The 19,755-nt window shown below is 72.1% G+C and carries 24 protein-coding genes; 12 read left to right on the top strand and 12 right to left on the bottom strand.

Annotated features, from left to right (window positions below; translation table 11 throughout):
• Positions 1 to 9: 9 nt before the first annotated feature.
• The gene (locus tag ACWEPF_RS28575; RefSeq protein ID WP_452174801.1) at positions 10 to 1,707 is read left to right on the top strand and encodes a purine-cytosine permease family protein; all 1,698 of its coding nucleotides are present in this window, start codon (positions 10 to 12) and stop codon (positions 1,705 to 1,707) included.
• Positions 1,708 to 1,724: 17 nt separating this feature from the next.
• On the opposite strand, the gene ACWEPF_RS28570 is transcribed toward ACWEPF_RS28575, so the two are convergent.
• Positions 1,725 to 2,735, bottom strand: a complete 1,011-nt coding sequence (locus tag ACWEPF_RS28570) for a serine hydrolase domain-containing protein (protein ID WP_452174800.1) — start codon at positions 2,733 to 2,735, stop codon at positions 1,725 to 1,727.
• A 73-nt stretch (positions 2,736 to 2,808) separates the two neighbouring features.
• On the opposite strand from ACWEPF_RS28570, the gene ACWEPF_RS28565 reads away from it, so the two are divergent.
• Positions 2,809 to 3,321 (top strand): protein-tyrosine phosphatase family protein, encoded by a 513-nt coding sequence (locus ACWEPF_RS28565; protein ID WP_452174799.1) that lies wholly within the window; start codon positions 2,809 to 2,811, stop codon positions 3,319 to 3,321.
• A 49-nt stretch (positions 3,322 to 3,370) separates the two neighbouring features.
• On the opposite strand, the gene ACWEPF_RS28560 is transcribed toward ACWEPF_RS28565, so the two are convergent.
• Positions 3,371 to 4,258, bottom strand: coding sequence for an NAD(P)-dependent oxidoreductase (locus ACWEPF_RS28560; protein ID WP_452174798.1), 888 nt, complete (start codon positions 4,256 to 4,258; stop codon positions 3,371 to 3,373).
• A gap of 53 nt (positions 4,259 to 4,311) precedes the next feature.
• Between ACWEPF_RS28560 and ACWEPF_RS28555 the strand changes: the two genes are divergently transcribed.
• Positions 4,312 to 4,674 (top strand): winged helix-turn-helix transcriptional regulator, encoded by a 363-nt coding sequence (locus ACWEPF_RS28555; protein WP_452174797.1) that lies wholly within the window; start codon positions 4,312 to 4,314, stop codon positions 4,672 to 4,674.
• 120 nt (positions 4,675 to 4,794) lie between these two features.
• Here ACWEPF_RS28555 and ACWEPF_RS28550 read toward each other — a convergent pair whose 3' ends face one another.
• From ACWEPF_RS28550 to ACWEPF_RS28510, 9 genes are all read right to left on the bottom strand, one after another.
• Positions 4,795 to 5,523 carry a class I SAM-dependent methyltransferase gene (locus tag ACWEPF_RS28550; RefSeq protein WP_452174796.1) on the bottom strand — a complete coding sequence of 243 codons (729 nt, stop codon included), beginning with the start codon at positions 5,521 to 5,523 and terminating at the stop codon, positions 4,795 to 4,797.
• Between the two features lie 127 nt (positions 5,524 to 5,650).
• On the bottom strand, positions 5,651 to 6,577 hold the full coding sequence (locus ACWEPF_RS28545; protein WP_345281809.1) for an NADP-dependent oxidoreductase: 927 nt from the start codon (positions 6,575 to 6,577) through the stop codon (positions 5,651 to 5,653).
• 113 nt (positions 6,578 to 6,690) lie between these two features.
• A complete protein-coding gene (locus tag ACWEPF_RS28540) occupies positions 6,691 to 7,386 on the bottom strand; it encodes a lysophospholipid acyltransferase family protein (RefSeq protein WP_452174795.1) in 696 nt (231 codons plus the stop codon).
• A gap of 76 nt (positions 7,387 to 7,462) precedes the next feature.
• Entirely contained in the window at positions 7,463 to 8,284 is an 822-nt protein-coding gene (locus tag ACWEPF_RS28535; RefSeq protein ID WP_452174794.1) for a bestrophin-like domain, read from the bottom strand.
• A 194-nt stretch (positions 8,285 to 8,478) separates the two neighbouring features.
• The gene (locus ACWEPF_RS28530; protein WP_452174793.1) at positions 8,479 to 8,904 is read right to left on the bottom strand and encodes a DMT family transporter; all 426 of its coding nucleotides are present in this window, start codon (positions 8,902 to 8,904) and stop codon (positions 8,479 to 8,481) included.
• A 43-nt stretch (positions 8,905 to 8,947) separates the two neighbouring features.
• On the bottom strand, positions 8,948 to 9,265 hold the full coding sequence (locus ACWEPF_RS28525; protein WP_345284374.1) for a DMT family transporter: 318 nt from the start codon (positions 9,263 to 9,265) through the stop codon (positions 8,948 to 8,950).
• Between the two features lie 102 nt (positions 9,266 to 9,367).
• Positions 9,368 to 10,036, bottom strand: coding sequence for a DsbA family oxidoreductase (locus ACWEPF_RS28520; RefSeq protein WP_452174792.1), 669 nt, complete (start codon positions 10,034 to 10,036; stop codon positions 9,368 to 9,370).
• Positions 10,033 to 10,569, bottom strand: coding sequence for a nucleoside deaminase (locus tag ACWEPF_RS28515; RefSeq protein ID WP_452174791.1), 537 nt, complete (start codon positions 10,567 to 10,569; stop codon positions 10,033 to 10,035). The genes ACWEPF_RS28520 and ACWEPF_RS28515 overlap by 4 nt, the downstream gene beginning before the upstream one ends.
• A gap of 130 nt (positions 10,570 to 10,699) precedes the next feature.
• Positions 10,700 to 11,830, bottom strand: a complete 1,131-nt coding sequence (locus ACWEPF_RS28510) for an IS701 family transposase (RefSeq protein ID WP_452174790.1) — start codon at positions 11,828 to 11,830, stop codon at positions 10,700 to 10,702.
• Positions 11,831 to 12,090: 260 nt separating this feature from the next.
• On the opposite strand from ACWEPF_RS28510, the gene ACWEPF_RS28505 reads away from it, so the two are divergent.
• The 9 genes from ACWEPF_RS28505 to ACWEPF_RS28465 all read left to right on the top strand — a co-directional run bounded on the left by ACWEPF_RS28505 (position 12,091) and on the right by ACWEPF_RS28465 (position 18,937).
• Positions 12,091 to 12,540, top strand: coding sequence for a MarR family winged helix-turn-helix transcriptional regulator (locus tag ACWEPF_RS28505; RefSeq protein WP_380150314.1), 450 nt, complete (start codon positions 12,091 to 12,093; stop codon positions 12,538 to 12,540).
• Positions 12,541 to 12,755: 215 nt separating this feature from the next.
• Positions 12,756 to 14,225 carry an AMP-binding protein gene (locus ACWEPF_RS28500; protein WP_452174789.1) on the top strand — a complete coding sequence of 490 codons (1,470 nt, stop codon included), beginning with the start codon at positions 12,756 to 12,758 and terminating at the stop codon, positions 14,223 to 14,225.
• Positions 14,222 to 14,488 (top strand): acyl carrier protein, encoded by a 267-nt coding sequence (locus ACWEPF_RS28495; RefSeq protein ID WP_345282912.1) that lies wholly within the window; start codon positions 14,222 to 14,224, stop codon positions 14,486 to 14,488. The genes ACWEPF_RS28500 and ACWEPF_RS28495 overlap by 4 nt, the downstream gene beginning before the upstream one ends.
• A gap of 98 nt (positions 14,489 to 14,586) precedes the next feature.
• A complete protein-coding gene (locus tag ACWEPF_RS28490) occupies positions 14,587 to 14,961 on the top strand; it encodes an ectoine synthase (protein ID WP_345282915.1) in 375 nt (124 codons plus the stop codon).
• Between the two features lie 98 nt (positions 14,962 to 15,059).
• Complete coding sequence (locus ACWEPF_RS28485) at positions 15,060 to 16,178, top strand: acyl-CoA dehydrogenase family protein (protein ID WP_452174788.1); 1,119 nt, start codon at positions 15,060 to 15,062, stop codon at positions 16,176 to 16,178.
• A 28-nt stretch (positions 16,179 to 16,206) separates the two neighbouring features.
• Positions 16,207 to 16,887, top strand: coding sequence for a transglutaminase-like domain-containing protein (locus tag ACWEPF_RS28480; RefSeq protein WP_452174787.1), 681 nt, complete (start codon positions 16,207 to 16,209; stop codon positions 16,885 to 16,887).
• A gap of 11 nt (positions 16,888 to 16,898) precedes the next feature.
• Positions 16,899 to 17,708, top strand: a complete 810-nt coding sequence (locus ACWEPF_RS28475; RefSeq protein WP_452174786.1) for a maleate cis-trans isomerase family protein — start codon at positions 16,899 to 16,901, stop codon at positions 17,706 to 17,708.
• Entirely contained in the window at positions 17,705 to 17,974 is a 270-nt protein-coding gene (locus ACWEPF_RS28470) for a DUF6253 family protein (protein ID WP_452174785.1), read from the top strand. Before ACWEPF_RS28475 ends, ACWEPF_RS28470 begins: the two co-directional genes overlap by 4 nt.
• Before the next feature lie 54 nt (positions 17,975 to 18,028).
• Positions 18,029 to 18,937: a serine hydrolase gene (locus tag ACWEPF_RS28465; protein ID WP_452174784.1), complete on the top strand. Its 909-nt coding sequence runs from the start codon at positions 18,029 to 18,031 to the stop codon at positions 18,935 to 18,937.
• A 61-nt stretch (positions 18,938 to 18,998) separates the two neighbouring features.
• Here the strand turns inward: ACWEPF_RS28465 and ACWEPF_RS28460 are convergent, their stop codons facing one another.
• Positions 18,999 to 19,700, bottom strand: coding sequence for a flavodoxin family protein (locus tag ACWEPF_RS28460; RefSeq protein ID WP_452174783.1), 702 nt, complete (start codon positions 19,698 to 19,700; stop codon positions 18,999 to 19,001).
• Between the last annotated feature and the right edge of the window lie 55 nt (positions 19,701 to 19,755).

Here is a 19,755-nt window from a genome sequence, read left to right as displayed (position 1 = left end):
GGAGTGGCGATGACCGAGATCAGCAGTCCGCCCGCCCACGCGGCGAGCGAAGCGACGGCAGGCGCCCCGGCACCGGGCCCCCGGCGCTCCTACGCCAAATCGGCCGCGGACGAGAGCCTCGAGGACTACTCGCTCCGCTACGCCCCGCACTCCTTCCGCCGCTGGTCGCCCGCGGCGGTCGCCTCCACCGCCCTGGGCGGGATCGCCTACCTCGCGGACTACGCGATCGGCGCGGGCATCGTCATGTCCTACGGCTTCACCAACGCGCTGGCCTCGATCCTCACCGCCGCGGTGGTGATCTTCCTGACCGGCATCCCGATCGCCCGGGCCTGTGCGGCCAACGGGGTCGACATGGACCTCCTCACCCGGGGTTCCGGCTTCGGCTACTTCGGCTCGACCCTGACCTCACTGGTCTACGCGAGCTTCACCTTCATCTTCTTCGCCCTCGAAGGCTCGATCATGGCGCAGGCCTTCCACGAGGTGCTGGGCCTGCCGCTGCCCCTCGGCTACCTGCTGACCACGGTGATCGTCGTCCCGATCGTCTTCAAGGGAATGGCGTGGATCGCCCGGATGCAGTCCTGGACGCAGCCGGTGTGGATCGTCGGCCTGGTCGCCCCCTTCGTCATCCTGGCCGTCGAATCACCCTCCTCCTTCCGGGAGTTCACCTCCTTCGGCGGGACCCACGGGGTCGGTTCGGGCTTCACCCTGCTGGGCTTCGGCCTCGGCACCGGCGTCGCCCTGTCGCTGATCGCGCAGATCGGCGAGCAGGCCGACTACCTTCGCTTCATGCCGGCCCGGACGCCCGCCAACGCCCGGCGCTGGGACCTCGCCGTGCTCGCCGCCGGCCCGGGCTGGGTGGTGATCGGCGCCCTGAAGCAACTGGGCGGCGCCCTGTTGGCGTTCGCCGCGCTCGGCGCGGTCGGCGAGGCCAAGGCACTGGAGCCGATCGCCCCGTACGTGGAGTCGTTGCGGCCGTGGCTGGGCGGCGCCGCCCTGCCGCTGGCCGGGCTCTTCGTGGTGGTCTCCCAGATCAAGATCAACTCGACCAACGCCTACTCGGGCTCGCTCTCCTGGTCGAACTTCTTCTCCCGGATCACCCACCGCCACCCCGGCCGGGTCTGGTACATCTTCCTCAACTGCGGTGTCGCACTGCTGCTGATGGAACTCGACATGTTCAGCGCGCTCGGCTCCCTGCTCGGCTTCTACTCCAACGTCGCCATCGCCTGGATCGGCGCCGTCACCGCCGACCTGGTGATCAACAAGCCGCTGGGCCTGAGCCCGAAGCACATCGAGTTCAAGCGCGCCCACCTGCACCCCGTCAACCCGGCCGGGTTCGGCGCCATGTGCGTGGCCGCCGCCGTCTCCATCGCCGCCTTCTTCGGGCTGTTCGGCACCTACGCCGAGGCGTTCAGCCCGTTCATCGCCCTCGCGCTGGCCATGGCGCTCTGCCCGCTGATCGCCTGGGCCACCAAGGGGCGCTACTACCTCGCCCGGCCCAACCCCGAAGCGGGGATGACCGATTCGACCGAGACCCGGCAGTGCGTGGTCTGCGAGGGCCACTACGAGATCCCCGACACCGCCTCCTGCCCCTTCCACAGCGGGACGATCTGCTCCCTCTGCTGCAGCCTCGACGCCGACTGCCACGACGTCTGCACCCGGCCCGCCGCCGGACCGGTCCCCCTGGGACTGCCGACCGTGCGGGGTTAGAGCCTGCCTGACCGGCGCTAGTCGTTCTCCGCTCGCCGGGACGCGAGCTCCCGCAGCAGGGCGAACGCCGGTCCGTCCACCGAGTGCTGGGTGTCGGTCAGCACCACGACACCGGTGCCGCGCTCCGGGGCGAGGCCGACGAAGGAGCAGAAGCCGCCCGTGCCGCCGTTGTGCCAGAGCTCGGTGCCGCCGCCCAGCTTGGCGTGCAGATCCTGGCCGAACCAGCCGAGATGGGCCCGGGCGAACGGGGTCAGCGGGTGGCGGACGCTCCGGGTGAGGGCGATCGCCTCGGGCAGGGCGCTGCGCTCCGGTGCGAGCTGGGCCCCGAGGAAGGAGGCCAGCTCCCCGGCGGTGGCGCGCAGCGCCCCCGCCCCGGCCAGCGCGGCCAGGTCCCAGGCCGGGACGGGACGGCGACGACGGTCGTGGCCCTGGGTCTGAGGCCGTTCGGTGACCACCCGCACCCCGGGCAGTCCCAGCGGCCCGGTCACCAGGCGGGCCAGCATCGACTCGTAGTCGGTGCCGGTGTGCCGGGCCAGCGCCAGACCGAGCAGTCCGGCGCCGAGGTTGGAGTAGCGGTGCCGCTTGCCGGGCACCGCGCCCAGCCGGGTCCTGGCCAGGGTGCCGAGGAGCACCGGCTCGGTCAGCCCGGCGTACGGGTCGGGCGTGGAGGGGCGGAGCAGCGCGCGCAGCATCATGCCGTGCGGCAGGCGCGGCAGGCCGGAGGTGTGCTGGGCCAGTTGACCGAGCGTCACCGCGACCCCGTCCCGCTGCAAGTGGCCCGCCTCCGGCAGGAGTTCGGCCAGCGGCTGGTCGAGCCGGAGCTCACCGTCCACCACCAGGGCCGCCAGTGCCAGCGCGGTGAACAGCTTGGTCACCGAGCCGATCTCGAAGACGTCGTCGACCCCCACCGCCCCGGCGGCCCGGACCTCCACCGCCCCGCCGGACAGCGCGGCCACCACCACTCCGACCCGTTCCCGCGCCAGTCCGTCCGCCGTCCGCTGCGCCGCCGCGCCGAGGTCATCCGCCATGCCGACACCCTAACCACAGCCCGGAACTCCGGCGCAGGCTCCCCCGTTGGGGCGGAAAGGAGGGATGCGTACGATGCGGACGAGGCAGCAGGACCGGGAGGTGCCGGGGCCGGAGCAGCCGTGGAACGAGATCGTTCCCGGGCTCTGGATGGGCGGTCACGTCTGGACCGACCGGACCGGGGAGTTACAACTCGCGGTGGTCGGGGGCGAGTTCGACCTGGTGGCGAGTCTGTACCGCAGCCCTGGGCACGGCCCCGCCCCGGGGGTGGAGCACCTGGTGGCCGAGATGCCGGACGCCCGGCTGACGGGTGCTCAGCTGCGGGCGGCGGAGCGCCTCGCGGCCTCGGTGACGGGCGCCGTCCGGAGCGGCCGCACCGTGCTGGTGCGGTGCCACTCCGGCTACAACCGCTCGGGGCTGGTGACCGCGCAGGCCCTGGTGGGGCTGGGCCACCGGGTGCCCGACGCGATCGACCTGATCCGGCGGCGGCGTTCGCCCTGGGCGCTGAACAACGAGGTGTTCGTGCAGTACCTCACCACCGGCCTGGGGGTGTCCGCACTGCTCAGCGAGCTCGATGCCATCGCCTGAACTCCCGTCCGCCACCTCGGCGGTCAGCGCCGTCCGAGCACCTCGGCGGTCAGCGCCGTCCGAGCACCTCGGCGAGCCGGCTGACGCCGTCCGCGCCGTGCCCGAGCGCGATGGTGCGGCGGGTGAGCCCCTCGGCGGCGCGCATCACTCCGGAGTCGATGCCGTGCGCCTCGGCGGTGTGCACCACGTGCGCCATGGTGGAGACGCCGGAGGTGAGCGGGTTGATCGCGCCGGAGTAGCTCCCGCTGTCGAAGTCCTCGGCGAACTCCGCGAACAGCGGCGGCAGGATCGCCCCGATGCCCTGGGCGAACGGCGCCAGCTCCCGTCCGCTGATGCCCTCCGCCTTGGCCAGCGCCAACGCGTGCACGTAGCCGGCCATCGCGGTCCAGAAGATGTCCAGCAGGGCGATGTCGAAGCCCGCCGCCCGACCGATGGACTCGCCGAGGTGGGTGTGGGTGCCACCGAGCACCGCCAGGACCGGCGCGTAGCGCTCGTACAGCTCGGCCGGTCCGCTGTGGATGAGGACCGCCTCCGGGCCGCCGATGCTCGGGGCCGGGGTCATGATGGCGCCGTCCAGGTAGTCGATGCCGTGTCCGGCCGCCCAGGCGCCGGTGTCGCGGGCGCGGTCCGGGGAGTCGGCGGTGAGGTTGACCAAGGTGCGGCCCTTGAGCGCGGCCTCGACCTCGGGGCGGCGCAGCACCGCGTCCGAGGCGTCGTAGTTGACCAGGCAGACGACGGTCAACTCGCTCGCCGCCACCGCCTCTTCGGCCGTCGCGGCGCTCGCCGCCCCGGCCGCGAGCAGCTCGGCGTCGCGGCCGGGGGTGCGGTTCCAGACGGTGGTGCGGACGCCCGCCGCCAGGAAGGCGGCGGCCAGGGCGCGGCCCATCGGGCCGAGGCCGAGCACGGTGACGGACGGGAAGGCGTGGTTGGTGGACATACGGCGTCTCCTGTAGACATGGTGGTGGACAACGAAGAACCTCGGGGGAAGAGATGACGCGCAGTCAGGCCGTGGACCCGAACGTGTGCGGGGTCACCGCCGCGATCGCCGTGATCGACGGCAAGTGGAAGACGTCCCTGCTCTGGCTGCTGGAGGCCGGCCCGCACCGCCCCGCCGAACTCCGCCGACGGCTGCCCGGCCTGAGCGAGAAGGTCCTCACCCAGGCGCTGCGCGAGATGGAGGCCGACGGCCTGGTGCACCGCGAGGTGCACGACGTGCTGCCGCTGAAGACGGTCTACTCCCTCACCGACTTCGGCCGGCGCCTCTCGGTCGCCCTCGGCCCGGTCTCCGACCTGGGCCACGAGCGCCTCGACCTGCTGGCCGCCGAAGCGGCGGCCGAACGTCCGGCCTCCTGACCCGCTGTCATCTCCCCTCTGCCCACAAGTCTGCGCGCCCCGCCCGCCCCTGCCCAGTACGCACAATTAAGTGGGTACTCCCGGCGCCGGCTCGGCCCCCGCCACGGCGGACGGACCGGGCTACGGGCGGCGGGCGACGGTGACGATCTCGCGGCTGTCGGGGGTGATCGGGCCGCGGTGCCAGTCGCCGTAGTGGGCCTCGACCTGGAGGCCGGCGGTGGCGAGGAAGGCGTCGAGGGCGGGGACGTCGAGGAAGCGCAGGCTCGCGCGGTCGGTGCGGACGACCCGTCCGGCCTCGGCGGTGGTCTCGGTGAAGGTGACCACGTCGCCGGTGACGGACTCGACGCGGTGCTCGACCCGGAGGCTGCGGCCGGTGGCGGTGGTGAGCTCGGAGGCGTTGGCGGGGTTCCAGGCCTCCCAGGCGCGGGCCCGGGGGTGGCGGGTCTCGAAGACGAAGCGACCGCCCGGGCGCAGGGCGGTCCGGACGGCGGCCAGCGAGGCGGTCACCTCCTGGTCGGTGACCAGGCACTGGAAGGCGTGGCCGGTCATGGTGGCGAGGTCGAACTCGGCGTCCCAGGCCGACTGCGCAGCCGTCCTCTCGACCCATTCCACGTCGGTGCGGCGGCGGGCCCGCGCCAGCGCGGCCCGGTCCGGGTCGATCCCGGCGAGCCGACCGGTGTGGCCGCGCTCGCGGGCGCGGTGGAGCATCTGCCCCGTCCCGCACCCGACATCCAGAACGGAGGGCGCGGCGGCCACCAGGTCGTCGTAGAAGGCGTCACCCGGCCAGCGGTCCGGGTCCCAGGGGTTCAGCTGGTCGTAGAGCGCGGCCGCTTCGGCGTCGGTGAACATCGCGTCAGTATCGTCGGCCGACCACCGCGTCCCAAGTGAATTTCCGTCCTCCGCAAGGGCGTTGACGGCCCGGCATGCGGAAGGGCCCGCACCGCGTCGCGACGGTGCGGGCCCTGGCTCACGCCGCTCAGGCGACGGTGACCACGATCTTGCCGCGGGTGTGGCCCTCGGCGTTCAGCCGCTGGGCCTCGGCCGCCCGCTCCAGCGGGAAGGTGGCGGCCACCTCGACGGTGAGCAGGCCCTTGTCCGCCAGCTCGGCGAGCTCGGTCAGCCCGGCCGTGTCGGGGCGGACGAAGACGTACCGGCCGCCCAGGGCCAGCACCGCGCCGTCGGCGATGGAGGCCAGCCGGCCGCCCTCGGCGAGCAGCGACGGGGAGACGGTCAGGGCGTCACCGCCGACCAGGTCGAGCACGGCGTCCACGCCCTGCGGGGCGAGCGCGCGGACCCGCTCGGCCAGGCCCTCGCCGTAGGCGACCGGCTCGGCGCCGAGGCCGCGCAGGAACTCGTGGTTGCGCTCGCTGGCGGTGCCGATCACGTTGGCGCCCAAGGCGACCGCGATCTGGACGGCGAGCGAGCCGACGCCACCGGCGGCGGCATGCACCAGGACGGTCTCGCCGGCCCGGACGGCCAGCGCCTGGGTCAGTGCCTGGTGCGCGGTGAGCCCGGCCAGCGGCAGACCGGCCGCCTGCTCGAAGCTCAGCGCGGCGGGCTTGTGCGCCAGCGTCCGGACCGGGGCGGCCACGTACTCCGCGAAGGTGCCGCGGCTGACCATGTCCTCCCGCACGTACCCCATCACCTCGTCGCCGACTGCGTACTCGGTCACCCCGACGCCGACCTGCTCGACCACACCGGCCACGTCCCAGCCCGGAATGACCGGGAAGACCGCGTCCAGGAACCCGTCGAGGTAGCCGGCCTGGATCTTCCAGTCCACCGGGTTCACCGCGGCGGCGCGGACCTTGACGAGCACCGCGTCCGGGCCGACCTTCGGCGTCGGGACCTCGCCGTACTCGAGGACGTCGGCTCCGCCGTAGGCACGGTAGGTGATGGCCTTCATGGTGACACTCCTGTGCATAAAGATTTGAGGCACTCGATGTTTCAGTTCCTCAAGTACTTCACCGACCGTAGACCTGAATGGTTGAGAGTGTCAAGTAACTGCCGCCGCGCCCGTCAGCGGTAGAGGTCGGGGACGTCGGTGGGGTCGAGGGCGCGGACGGCGGAGCTCCAGGCCTCGGCCAGGGCGGTTTCGAGGGCGCCGTCCCGGTCGGGGTGGAGGGGGGTGCCGAAGTGGACGTGGACGCGGGGGCGGCGCAGCGGGGCGGTGACCCAGCCGGCGAGCTGTTTGGCGGTGCCGCCGGAGGCGACGCGGCGGGCACCGGCGTGGCCGATCGGGAGCAGGCGGGCGCCGGTGGCCTCGGCGAGGCGGACCGCGCCGGACTTCAGCGGGCGCGGCGGTCGGTCGGCCGAGGCCCGGTAGCGGGGCAGGCCGCCCTCGGGGTAGAGCAGTACGCAGCGTCCGGCCGCCAGCGCCGCCCCGGCGGCGACCAGTGCGTCCCCCGCGCGGGCGGTGCCCCGGTGGACCGGGACGTGACCCTCCCGGACGAGGGCCCGGCCCAGGACCGGGACCTTCCAGAGCCCGGCGGTGGCCAGCACCACCGGCCGTACGCCCAGCCGCCCCAGCACGCCGAGCATCAGCACCGGGTCGGCGAGCGAGGTGTGATTGGCCGTCAGGATGAGGCCGCGCGCGCCGCCCTCCGCGAGCTGCTCGGCACCGCTGACGGTGATCCGCCCCAGTGCCGGGAGCAGCGCCCCGGCCACGCCCGTCAGCATCCCGCCGCCGGCGGGCCGGGCCCTGTGATCGTTCATGCGGCCCACGGTAGCGCGGCGGAGCGACACCGCCCGGCAGCCCGGCGGGTGCGCACCTCCCGGGCGGCGGCGCGGTTCAGCGCGCGACCACGGACCCGGCGCCCGGCTGCCCGTACCAGAACTGCGCCAGCGCGCCCTCCTTGTAGGGCGCCGGGCTGACGCTCAGTTCACCGGAGAACGGACGGTCGAGCACCAGGGTGAGCAGCAGGCTGAAGCCCACCAGCGCGGCCACCGTGCCGACGAAGAGGAGCTGCATCCGCCGGCTGCGGACGCCGTAGAGGAAGGTCAGCGGGATGATCACCAGCGCCCCGCCGAAGACCAGCACCTGGAGCAGCAGCGGGAGTTGCTGGGTGGCCATGGTGATCCTGGCCCGGCGCTGGGCGACCACCTCGTTGAGGTTGCCGGCGGCCAGCTCGTAGAAGGTCTGCTGGGTCTCGGTCTGCGGCTCGTAGGACTGGAGCGCGTCGTAGACCGCGTCCAGACTCCGGGCCGTGGACTCGAAGTTGGGCTCGCCCTCGCGCATCAGCGGCCACTGCACGTCCACCACCGCGTGCAGGTAGCCGCCGATCGCGGCGTTCACCCGGTCCTGCTCCTGCGGGGGAAGGGCGCGGACGTTGCGCACCAGCGAGGCGGCGGCGGTGGACTCGGAGGCGACGATGGAGTTGGTGGTCTCCAGCTGGGTCCAGAGGGTGACGATGACGAACGCCAGGATGATGCCGTAGATCGCACCGAACATGCCGAGCACCACACCGACCATCTCGTTGTGCTCACCGTGCACGGTCTGCGGGAACCGCCGCCTGGTCAGCAGCGCGCCCGCCACGGCCAGCAGCACGATCCCGCCGACCACCACCGCGCTCAGCGCCGCCGTGTCCATCCCGTTGAGCAGCCAGAGCTCCACGGCGGCACCCCTCTTCCGGTCCTCGTCCCCGGGGGAGCGTAGGCCATCCGGCACGCGCCCCTGGGCGCCGCTCACCCGTACGGATGAAGCTTTCACTCCCCCGGGCGGGAACGCGGCAGTGGGCCGCCTCCGCGCTGCGCGGGGACGGCCCACCGGGTCGGACGACGGCCCCCGGCTGCGGGGCTGGGCATCCGTCAGATCTTCACGGGCTGGACGGGGGCCTCCGCCCGGGCCGGCTGCTCGACCTCGGGCGCCGCGGCACTGCCCTGCATCCGGTCGGCGAGCTTGAGCCAGATCACGCCGACGATGATGACGGCCAGCCAGACGCCCTGCACCACGGTGAGGTGCTCGTCGAAGACCACCGGCCCGAGCAGCGCGGCGCCGACCGAACCGATGCCGGCCCAGACGGCGTAGCCGATGCTGACGTCGATGGTGCGCAGCGCGGCGCTCAGCGCCCAGAGGGTCAGCAGGAAGAACACCACCGCGACCAGCGACCACCAGAGCTTGGTGAAGCCGTCACTGCCGCCGACCGAGAGTGCGTAGCCGACCTCGAACGCGCCGGCGAGGAGGAGCATCAGCCACGAGTTGGCCGATCCGGAAGTGGAGCTGGTGTTGGACATGTGCGCGGTCCCTTCTTGGTGGATCGGAGTGGGGTGCGGGGGCTCAGACGCCGCTGAGCTGGAGGCCGACCACGCCGGCGATGATGACGAGGATGCCGAGCGCCTTCTGCCAGCTGAGCTTCTGGCCGAACAGCGCGGCGCCCAGCAGGGTGATGCCGATGCCGGAGACGGAGGTCCAGATGGCGTAGCCGACACCGACGTTGAAGGTCTGCAGTGCCTTGCTGAGGAAGTAGGTGCCGATCGCGCCGCTGATCAGGGTGGCGGCGGTCCACGGGCGGTTCTTGAAGCCTTCGGCCTTGCCGGCCGCGATGGCCACCGCGATCTCGAAGATGACCGCGATGCCGAGGTAGAGCCACTGCATGGCTGATGCCCTTTCGCTGCTGGGGAGTTGGGGAGGTCGAACCGGTGGCGCGGGTGGAGCACGGGGAGCAGGGGGTGCGGATCGGCTGGGGCCGGGTGCCGGTCAGCAGCCGTCGATGCCGCAGGCCGCTCCGCTCGCGACGGCCTGCTCGGCCTGGACGTCGAGCACGGCCTTGCGGATCTGGGCCGCCGTGGCGACGCCCTCGATCCGGTGGCGCTCGCCGATGATCAGGGTGGGGGCGACGGAGATGCGGTACGCCTCGGCGGTCCGCAGCGCCTCCCGGTGGGCCTCGGTGTAGCTGCCCTCGGCCAGGGCGCGGGTGAACTCCTCGGCGTCCAGGCCGAGTTCGGCGGCGATGTCGGCGAGCACCTCGGTCCGGCCGATGTCCCGGTTCTCCTGGAAGAAGGCCCGGAGGAGGCGCGGGGTGTACTCGGCCGCCCGGCCGTGCTCGGCGGCGTACTGGTAGCCCTCGAAGGCCAGCCGGGTGTACGGCTGCGGCGAGACGGTGGGCAGCGTGATGTCCACGCCCATCCGACGGGCCATCGGGTAGACGGACCTGGCCCACACGGCCGGCAGGTAGGCGTCCTCGGGGCGCAGCGTCGGGGTGGGGTGGGGCCGCAGCTCGAAGGGCATCCACTCGATCTCGACGTCGAGGTCTTGGGTGGCCTCGTGCAGCGGGCCCTCGGCCAGCATGCAGAACGGACAGACGTAGTCGGACCAGACCTTGATCCGGACCTTCTCGGCCGCGGGTTCGTTCTCCAGCTCGTTCACGGTCGCTCCCGGTCGGCGGTGCGGGTGGTGGTGCGGTCGGCGGTGCTGAGGTCGGTGCGGTCCAGGCGGAGGAAGTCCTCGAAGGGCTCGGTGTCGCCCGGGGTGCGCAGCGAGGTGACGCGCAGCGGCCAGCTCTCCGGGTCGTCCGCGAAGATCGAGTACGAGCCGGTGTAGTCGAAGCCGTACCGGGCGGCGGTCAGGCGGTCCACGGCGTGCACGATGTGGGACACGTTGAAGTAGAGCGAGGCCATGTAGCAGAGGGCGCAGGGTTCGCCGGAGGCGATCAGCGTGGCCCCCGCGGTGGCGTGCAGGCCGTAGGTGCCGGCCGCCTGGCGTAGTGCCACCACCTCGGCGTGCGCGGTGGGGTCGTTGTCCTCCCGCACCCGGTTGAAGCCGGTGCCGAGGATGCGGCCGTGATTGACGACGACCCCGGAGAACGGAATGCCGCCCCTGGCCACGTGTTCACGACTGATCCGGACCGCCTCACGGACGTACTCGGTCAGCTCGCTCTCCGAGATCTCGGAGTGACGCATGCTTCCCCCTGGTCATAGCCGAAGCACTTGCATGTATATGCATCTTCATCTCTCGCGCAGGGCCCCATGACTGGGGCTCTGCGATGAATAAAGCTTGCATGAGCAAGCATCTTACTGTCAAGCACCGAGCTCAGGCGGCCCGGAGGACGTCCTCGGAGGCCTCGGCGACGGGGGCGGCGGCGAGCCTGCTGTAGGCGAAGGCCGCCGCCACCAGCGTCATGTGGTGATGCCAGCCCGGATAGGACCGCCCTTCGAAGTCCCTTAGCCCGAAGGCCCGTTGGAGCTGAAGGACGGTCTCGTCCGCGGCCGGCCGGCGCTCCGCGTAGGCCAGCAGCTCACCGGCCGGACGGCTCACCATGTTGGTGAGCCAGAGCTGGTCCTGCTCCTTGGCGCGCAGCGCGGGCCGGCTGAACACGCGGTGCAGCCGGGCCCGGCCGGCGGCCGCGGTGACTCCGGGCACCTGCACCAGACCACCCCGCTCCCCCACCCGCCCCGACGCGGCCGGATCGCCTCCGCCGCAGTCGGCGAGGATCCGCACCGCGGGCATCACGGCCCGTCCGGAATTGCAGGCGCGGACGTCCAGCGGGGCCAGCGGGAATCCGTCCGGAATCGCCAGCAGGAATTCCAGACCGCGCCGGTTCAGCCCTTCCGCGATCGGGGCCGGATCCAGGTATCCGTCGAGGTCCACCACCAGCGGCACGGCCGCGTGGCGCGAGCGGCCCACCGTCAGGTCGACCAGCCGCAGGACCTCCTCCTCGGTGGTGGCCGTGACCGCGAACGGGATCCGGGCCTGCTCGCGCAGCGCGCCGCCCGTCCAGGACTCGGGGAGCAGCAGCCGCCAGCCGACCGGGAGGTCTCCCACGTCGGTGGACATGAAGACGGCCGTGCCCACCTGGCAGTTGACGGTGCGTCCGGCGCCGGGGACGAAGCGGCGGTGAACACCGCAGGACTTGTCCCCGCGCTTGGGCAGGACCACCGGGGCGACCGTCCAGGCCCGCGGTCTGGCCCGGTCCTCGGTCCACTGTCTCAGCCGGTCGAGGACCGGCTCCCAGCCCCAGGGGCTCTCGTTGACGAACTGGTGCAGCGCCTGCGCCGCCGTGGGCGAGTCACTGGCCAGCTCGGCCAGGCGGCGCACCGACTTCTTGCCGGAGGTGCCGAGCAGGCCGTACACATACGCGTGTGCCCACCTGCGCTGGTCGGATCTGCGGAAGTGGGCGAACAGTTGGTCCGAGAACTGGGCGACGGGATCCCGCCTGCTCATGTCGTTGGTCCCTCCCGTGGCTGCTCAAACGCGGCGTCAATTCGGGCTTCCCTCACAGTAAAGAACGTCCGCGCCGTTTTCCACCGGCGGAAAGTAGTGCCACCACTCCGTCAAATCCGAATGCCCGGAAGCACCCCTTCCCGATGTTGTCCGGGGGCTGCTCCGTCAGTACGCGGGCCGGAAAACCGACCGCCCGGCCCAGAAACTTGCATGAGCATGTATCATTCCCGGGAGACCGCAGCAACCCCAGAGGAGGCACCATGGCGAACTCTCCACCCGTGTCCCTACCCACCTCCGACCACGCGGTGTGGAACCGCGTGCTCACGCTGCACTCCTACGTGGAGCGCGAGTTGGCCCTGGCCCTGCAGCGCAGGCACGGGATAGGACTGTCCGAGTACCGCTCCCTGGAGCACCTCCAGCACTCCGCGACCAGCGAGCTGCGCATGCAGGACCTGGCCGACAAGGTCGGCCTCGGCCAGTCCTCGGTGACCCGCCTGGTGGGCCGCCTGGAGACGGCCGGCTTCGCGTTCAAGGACCTGTGCCCGTCGGACAAGCGGGGCGTCTACGCCGTCATCACCGACGAGGGCCGCCAGCGCTACCAGGCGGCCAGGGCCACCTACGCGGAGGTGCTCTCCTCCGCGCTCAACACCTTCACCGCCGACCCCGCCCTGGGCCCCACGGTCCAGGCACTGCGCGCGGCCCAGGGCTGACCGCCCGGCCTCGTGCCCGACCCCGAACGCCTCGGCGTTCGGGGTCATTTTTATTTGCACAAGCAAGTTGAGTGGTCCGCGTCACAACCACTTCGCCAAGTGGATGCTTGACCAAGCATGTACCTGCTCGGCTAACTTTTCTCTCGACAGCGCACGATTCGAACAGCCGAACGGCACCCCGACTGCCCCAGGCTGCGACCGCGAGGAATCCCGCCGTGCCATCGTCCCGCCTCGCCGAGACCGTCGCCTCCCACGGCCGCACTCGGCCCCACCAGATCGCACTCCACCACCACGATCAGGCCGTCACCTACGGCCAACTGCTCACTCTCACAGAGGAGTTGAGCAGGAAACTGGCACAGCTGGCGCTGCCGGAAGGCAGCACCGTCTGCGTGCCGGCCCACAAGACGCCGCGCACCGTCGCCCTTCTGCTGGCCCTGGCCGGCCGGGGGCACGTCGCCCTGGCCCCCTCGCCCGACCTCGGCCGCGAGGTGCTCGACCGCCTCGCCCGGCAGGCCCGGGCGGTGCGGGTGCTCACCGCGGAGGAGAACGGCGCCCTCGCCGCCGCCCCGGTCGCGGCGGACGAGCTGGAGGCCGAGGGCTTCGCGGTGGCGGACCCGGCCCGGAGCAGGCTGCTGCTGACCACCTCCGGCTCCACCGGCACGCCGAAGATCGTGCCGATCGAGCAGGACGGCTTCGAGGCCTTCGCCGACTGGGCCACCGAGGAGTTCGGGCTCTCCGCCCACGACACCGCCCTGTCCTACGCCCCGCTCAACTTCGACCTCGCCCTGCTGGACGTCTGGGCCTTCCTCCGGCTGGGCGCCACCGTGGTCCTGGTCGACCGTCAACGGTCCACCGACGGCGAGCAGTTGGCCCACCTGGTGGCCCGGCACGGCGTCAGCTTCCTCCAGGGCGTCCCGATGATGTACCGGCTGATGCTCGAGCGGGCCGGGGTCTTCCGCACCGTCCGGCACGCCGTCTTCACCGGCGACCGGATGCCGGCCGAACTGCTCGGCCGCACCGCACCGGCCTTCCCCCGGGCGGCGTTCCACAACGTGTTCGGATGCACGGAGACCAACGACTCCTTCATCCACCGGCTGGACCTCGCCGACCTGTCCGGCCCGATGCCGATCGGCCGGCCGATCCGCGGCACCGACGCCCTGGTCCTGGACCCGGACGGCCGGCGGATCACCGGCCCCGGGAGCGGCGAGCTGCTGGTCAGCACACCGTTCCAGACCACCGGTTACCTGCGCCGGGAGCTGAACGCGGCGGCCTTCACCGAGCTCGACGGCAAGGTCTTCTACCGCACCGGCGACATCGTCAGCCGGGCCCCGGACGGCCGTCACTTCCTGGAGGGGCGCGCGGACTGGCACGTCAAGGTCCGCGGCATCCGCACCAACCTCCAGGAGGTGGAGAACGTCATCGCCGCCCACCCGGACGTCGCCGAGGCGGTGGTGGTCCCGCTGCCCGACCCGGAGGCCGGGGTCCGCCTGCACGCCCACGTCACCCACCGGCCGGGGACCCCGCTCACCGGTCTGCGGCTGCGCACCCACCTGGGCCGCCACCTTCCGCGCCACGCCATCCCCAGCTCCGTGCACGTCACCGGCACCGCCCTGCCCCGCACCTCGACGGGCAAGCCCGACCGCAACCTCATCAAGCAGAACCGCCTGAAGGAGAGCGACACATGAGCAGCAGCACCGAGATCGCCGACGAGGTCCGCACCTACGTCGCGGCCGAGTTCCTGGCCGGCGAGGACGCCTCGGACCTGACGGGCGACTACGACCTGATCGAGTCCGGCGTGCTCCACAGCCTGGGCCTGGTGCGCCTGCTGTCGCACTTCACCGAGGCCTACCGACTCCCCGTCGACGACCTGGACTTCACCCCCGACGACTTCCGGACCATCGACTCCATGGTGGCGCTGATCCTCGAGCACAGCCCCGCCACCGTCTGACGCACCCTCCGTTCCACCGCGTCACCGTTCCACCGTTCCACCGGCACCCCCACCACCCACACGGAACACCTTCCGCGTTTCGCATAGGAGAGACAGACATGTTCGTTCGCAGCCTCGATGACGTCGCCCCGGTCGAGTGGGGCAACGGCACCAGCCACCGCCTGCTCACCAAGTCCGACGGCATGGGCTTCGCCGTCGCGGACACCCTGGTGCGCAAGGGCACCTCCAGCGCGCTGCAGTACCGCAACCACCTGGAGGCCTGCTACTGCGTCGGCGGCTCCGGCGAGGTCGTGGAGAAGGACGGCACCCGTCACAAGATCACCAAGGGCACCATCTACGTCCTGGACCAGCACGACCCGCACTACCTGATCGCCTCGGACGACGAGGACCTGCTGCTGGTCTCGATCTTCAACCCGCCGATCGTCGGCACCGAGAAGCACACCCTCTCCGAGGACGGGTTCTCGCAGTACTGATCCGCCCCGCACCCGGGCCCGCCGCACCCCCTGGCGGCGGGCCCGACCCGAGCGGCCGGCGGACCCGGACCGCGCGCGACCCACCCGAGGAGCCTGACGTGACCGAGGACCTGTACCAGCTCACCGCGCCCTGGGCCGACCGGCTCAACGCCGACCTGGCGAAGTCGGACGCCGCCGGGGAGTTCCCGCGCGACAAGTGGGAGGTGCTCCGGGAGACCGGTCTGCTCCGCACCCACGTCGCCACCCAGTACGGCGGCGCCGGCCACGGCCTGACCGCCACCATGCGCGCCCTGGAGGGCCTCGGGTACGTCTCGCACGACGCCGGGCTCTCCTTCTCCGCCTCCACCCAGATCGTCTCGGTCGGAGTGCCCCTCCAACGCTTCGGAAGCCCGGAGTTGAAGGAGCAGCACCTGCCCCGGATCGCCTCCGGCGAGGCGGTCACCGCACACGCCATCACCGAGAGCGGCGGTGGCTCGGACGCGATGAACCTGACCACCACCGCCCGCCGCGAGGGCGACCACTACGTGGTCGACGGCGGCAAGATGTTCATCACCAACGCGCCGGTAGCCGACCTCTTCCTGCTCTACGTCCGCACCGGCAGGCCCGGCCCGTTCGGCCTCACCACCCTGCTGGTCGAGGCCGGCACCCCCGGTCTGACCGTCGGGCCCGCGATGGACAAGATCGGTCTGCGCACCAGCCCGGTCGGCACCCTCTCCTTCGAGGGCCTGCGGGTGCCGGTCCGCCAGCGGGTCGGCCAGGAGGGCACCGGCTTCCTGGTGCTGGACCACGTGATGAAGCGCGAGGTGCTGTTCGGCTTCTCGCTCACCCTGGGCGAGATGACCAGGCGGCTGGAGACCACCATCGCCTTCGCCAAGGAGCGTCACCAGTTCGGCCGGCCGATCGGCGACTACCAGGCCGTCTCGCACAAGATCGCCGACATGAAGATCCGGATCGAGACCGCCCGCAAGTGGCTGACCGACACCGGCGCCAAGGTGGAGCGCAACGAGGACTCCGCCCTCGACCTCGCCGCCACCAAGACCGTGGTCTCCGAGGCCAACCTGCAGACCGCGCTGGACGCGGTGCAGATCCACGGCGGCCGCGGCGTGCTCACCGAGTACGGCATCGAGCGCGACCTGCGCAACTCGATCGCCGGGACGATCTACTCCGGCACCTCCGAGATCCAGCGCAACCGGATCGCCACCCTTCTCGGGCTCTGAGAGGGCCCTCCGAGAGGAACTTCCCGTCATGACCGAGCAGTTGGACCACCTCATACTCCCCACCGCCTTCCTGGACCACCAGACCGATCAGGTGCAGGCCTTCATCGACCACGCCGTCAAGGACCGCTCCGCCGACCCGGTCACCAAGGCGGTCGAGCTCTACTACGCCGTCCGCGACGGCGTCTTCTACGAGGTCTACGGCGCCCCGCTGACCCCCGAGGGCCTGCGCGCCTCGAACACCGTCACCACCAAGTCCGGCTTCTGCATGCACAAGTCGGTGCTCTACGCCGCGGCCGTCCGGGCCGTCGGCATCCCCTCCCGGCTGCTCTACAGCGACGTGCGCAACCACCTCGCCTCGCCCCGGCTGCTGGAGCACATCGGCAGCGACGTGTTCTTCCACTCGCTCACCCAGGTGCACCTGGAGGGGAAGTGGGTCAAGGCCACTCCCGTCTTCAACAAGCTGCTCTGCAAGCTCTACGGCATGCAGCCGCTGGAGTTCGACGGCCGCACCGACAGCCTGTACCACCCGACCGCCGAGGGCGGCGGCTCGATGGAGTTCCTGACCGACCACGGCGCCTTCGACGACCTGCCGTACGACTTCGTGCTGGCGAACATGCGCCGCAAGCACCCCAAGTTCCTGGACGACACCGGCACCGGCACCGTGTCCGGCGGACGGCTGGCCGACGAGGCCGCCGCCCCCACCCACTGAGGAGAGCGACGATGAGCAGCACTCCCCCGCCCGTCGACGGCTGGGACGCCTCCACCCGGATCGGCGTCGTCGTCCCGCACGCCGACGTCGGCCCGGAGGCCGAACTCCAGGCCCTCGCACCGGAGTCGGTGACCATCCACGGCTCCCGGATCCACTTCGCCGCGATGCGGGCCGGCGGCGAGATGGACGAGAAGATCCCGCACGACCCGATCCGTTCCTTCGTCCAGGCCCCCTACCTGGACCAGGCGGTCGAGCTGCTGGCCGCCTCCCCGCTGCACGCCCTCACCCTCGGGTTCACCTCCTCCTCGTACGCGCTCAAGGCCGCCGGCGAGCAGGAGCTCTACGAGCGGCTGCTGCCGGTCACCCGCGGACTGCCGCTCACCGGCACCACCAAGGCCGCCCGGGCCGCCTTCGACGCACTAGGCGCCCGGCGGATCGCGGTGGTGAACCCGCCCTGGTTCGACGACGCGCTCTCCACCCAGGGAGCCGACTACTTCCAGGAGTTCGGCTACCAGGTGATCCACCACGGCCCGTGCGGGCTGCCCTCGAACCAGAAGGCGATCACCCCGGAGAACCTCTCCGCCTGGATCCGCACCACCGTCGCCGCGTACCGCCCGGACGCCGTCCTGGTGGCCGGCAACGGCATCCGCGCGGTCGGCACCATCGGGCCCTTGGAGGAGGAGCTCGGCTTCCACGTCCTGACGGCCAACCAGGTCCTCATGTGGCACGCCCTGCACCTCGCGGACGCCGCCCACCTGGCCGCCGCCGTCACCGACTACGGCCACCTGTTCTCGGTCTCCCCGAAGGAGGGCGCGGCATGAGCCTGCTCGACGCCCAGTCCTACGAGGCGGTCTTCGGCACCCCCGAGGGCGACACCTACCGCGTCCCGCTGGTCTGCTGGCGCGAGGACGGCGAGCACGTCCACGGCCTGGCCCTGATCAAGGGTCACCTCCGCCGGGTCGACCGCCTCCCGCAGTTCCTCCGCTACGCCGACCGCACCGAGACCCGCACGGTCCCCCCGGTGACCACCCCCGAGGTCACCACGCTGGCGACGGTCCGCCCCCTCTCGGACGCCCAGCTGTCCTGACCCCCTCGCCCCCGCCCCCACCCCCGGGCGGGGGCGTCCGGCAGAATCGGCGCCATGACGGGGAACGACATCCGAGCGGTGTTCGAGGCGGCCGGCTGCGAGGGCGCGCTGTGTGTCCTGGAGGTCGGCGGTGAGGGTGAGGTCGCGCTCGACGCCGAGGCGCCGGTGGTGGCGGCTTCGGTGAGCAAGGTGCAGATCGCGTTGGAGGTCGAGACCTGGTTCGCCGAGGGCCGGCTCGACCCGCGCGAGCGGGTGGTGCTGCGGGCCGGGGAGCGGACCGACGGGCCCACCGGGCTCTCGCTGCTGGCGGACGACGTCGAACTCTCCCTGCGGGACCTGGTGGTGCTGATGCTGACCGTCAGCGACAACCCCGCCACCGACGAGCTGCTGCGCCGGGTCGGCACCGCCTCCGTCAACGCCACCGCCGAACGGCTGGGCCTCGCCGGCACCGTGCTCGGCTCCGACCTGCGGACCATGCTCGACACCGTCGGCGAGGACCTCGGCCGGGCCGACTGGGCCGACCTCCAGCGCTGGTCCCCCACCGCCACCGCCGCCGAACACACCGAGGCGGAGCGGCTGTTGGCCACCTCTCGCGTACTGGACCCGGGCCGCACTCCGCTGCGCACCACCCCGCGCGACATGGCCCGCCTGCTCACCCTGATCTGGACCGACCGCGCCGGGCCCGCCGAAGCCTGCGCCCGGGTCCGCTCGGTGATGGCCCGTCAACTCACCCGCCACCGCCTCGCCGCCGCTTTCCGCCCGCCCGCCCGGGTCGCCGCCAAGAGCGGCAGCCTGTTCGGCGTCGTCCGCAACGAGGCCGGCGTGATCACCCTCCCCGACGGCCGCCACTACGCCGCCGCCGTCTTCACCCGCTCCGCCCCCGGCGCGGACGACGCCGCGATCAGCACCGCCATCGGCACCGCCGCGGCCCTCGCCGTGGCCGCCCTCGCCGCGAGCGGGTGATCGGACCGCGCTCCCGGCCTGCTACGGGGTGGGCCCGAGGGGTCCCCGCCGAAGGTGCTGTTCAGGAGCCGGGCGCGCGGAGGGAGGCGGAGAGCGCGCGGGCTTCGTGTTCGGTCATGCGCGGGGTCTCGTAGGGGACGGCGTTGACCCAGCGTTGGGTGAGGCGGGCGATCCGCTCGCCGTAGCGTTCGGCGGTGAGAAGGTCGCCGCGGGAGCCGGCGCTCTCGGGGCCCTGGTCGGCGTGGCTCTGGCTCATCAGGCCGAGCCAGGAGCCGAGGCGGTTGAGGTCGTCGCGGGTACCGCCGCTCCAGTTGTTGCCGGGCATGTCGCCGACGCCGACCCACTGCATGCCCATCTGGGCGCCGAACACGGCGAGTTGTTCCAGGACGGTGAGCTTGTCGCCGCTCTGCGAGGCCGACATGGTGAAGGCCCCGGCCAGCTTGTCCTTCCAGGCCTGGGTGGTGAACGGGGTGAAGGCGGCCTCCATGAAGGCCTTGAACACCGCCGAGACGCTGCCCATCAGGGTCGGGGACCCGAAGACGATCGCGTCCGCCCGCTCCAGCAGGGCCATCACCTCCGGGTCGTACCAGCGGCCGGCGTTGACGTCCTCGGCGCGCAGCGGCACCAGGTGCACCTCCGCCCCCGGCACCGACCGGGCCCCGGCGGCCAGGTGTTCGGCCAGCACCTCGGTGTGTCCGTGGATGGAGTGGTACACCACCGCCAGGGTCACCGTGGGAGTGCCGTCCAGATCGTGCGAGGTCATCACAGCCGTTCACCGCTTCCGTTCGTCGGTCCTTCGCTCTCGCCGTCCATCACAC

It is taken from the genome of Kitasatospora sp. NPDC004289 (assembly GCF_053602875.1).
Note: the sequence above shows the minus strand (reverse complement) of the source record. Positions and strands in the feature narration are given on the sequence as shown.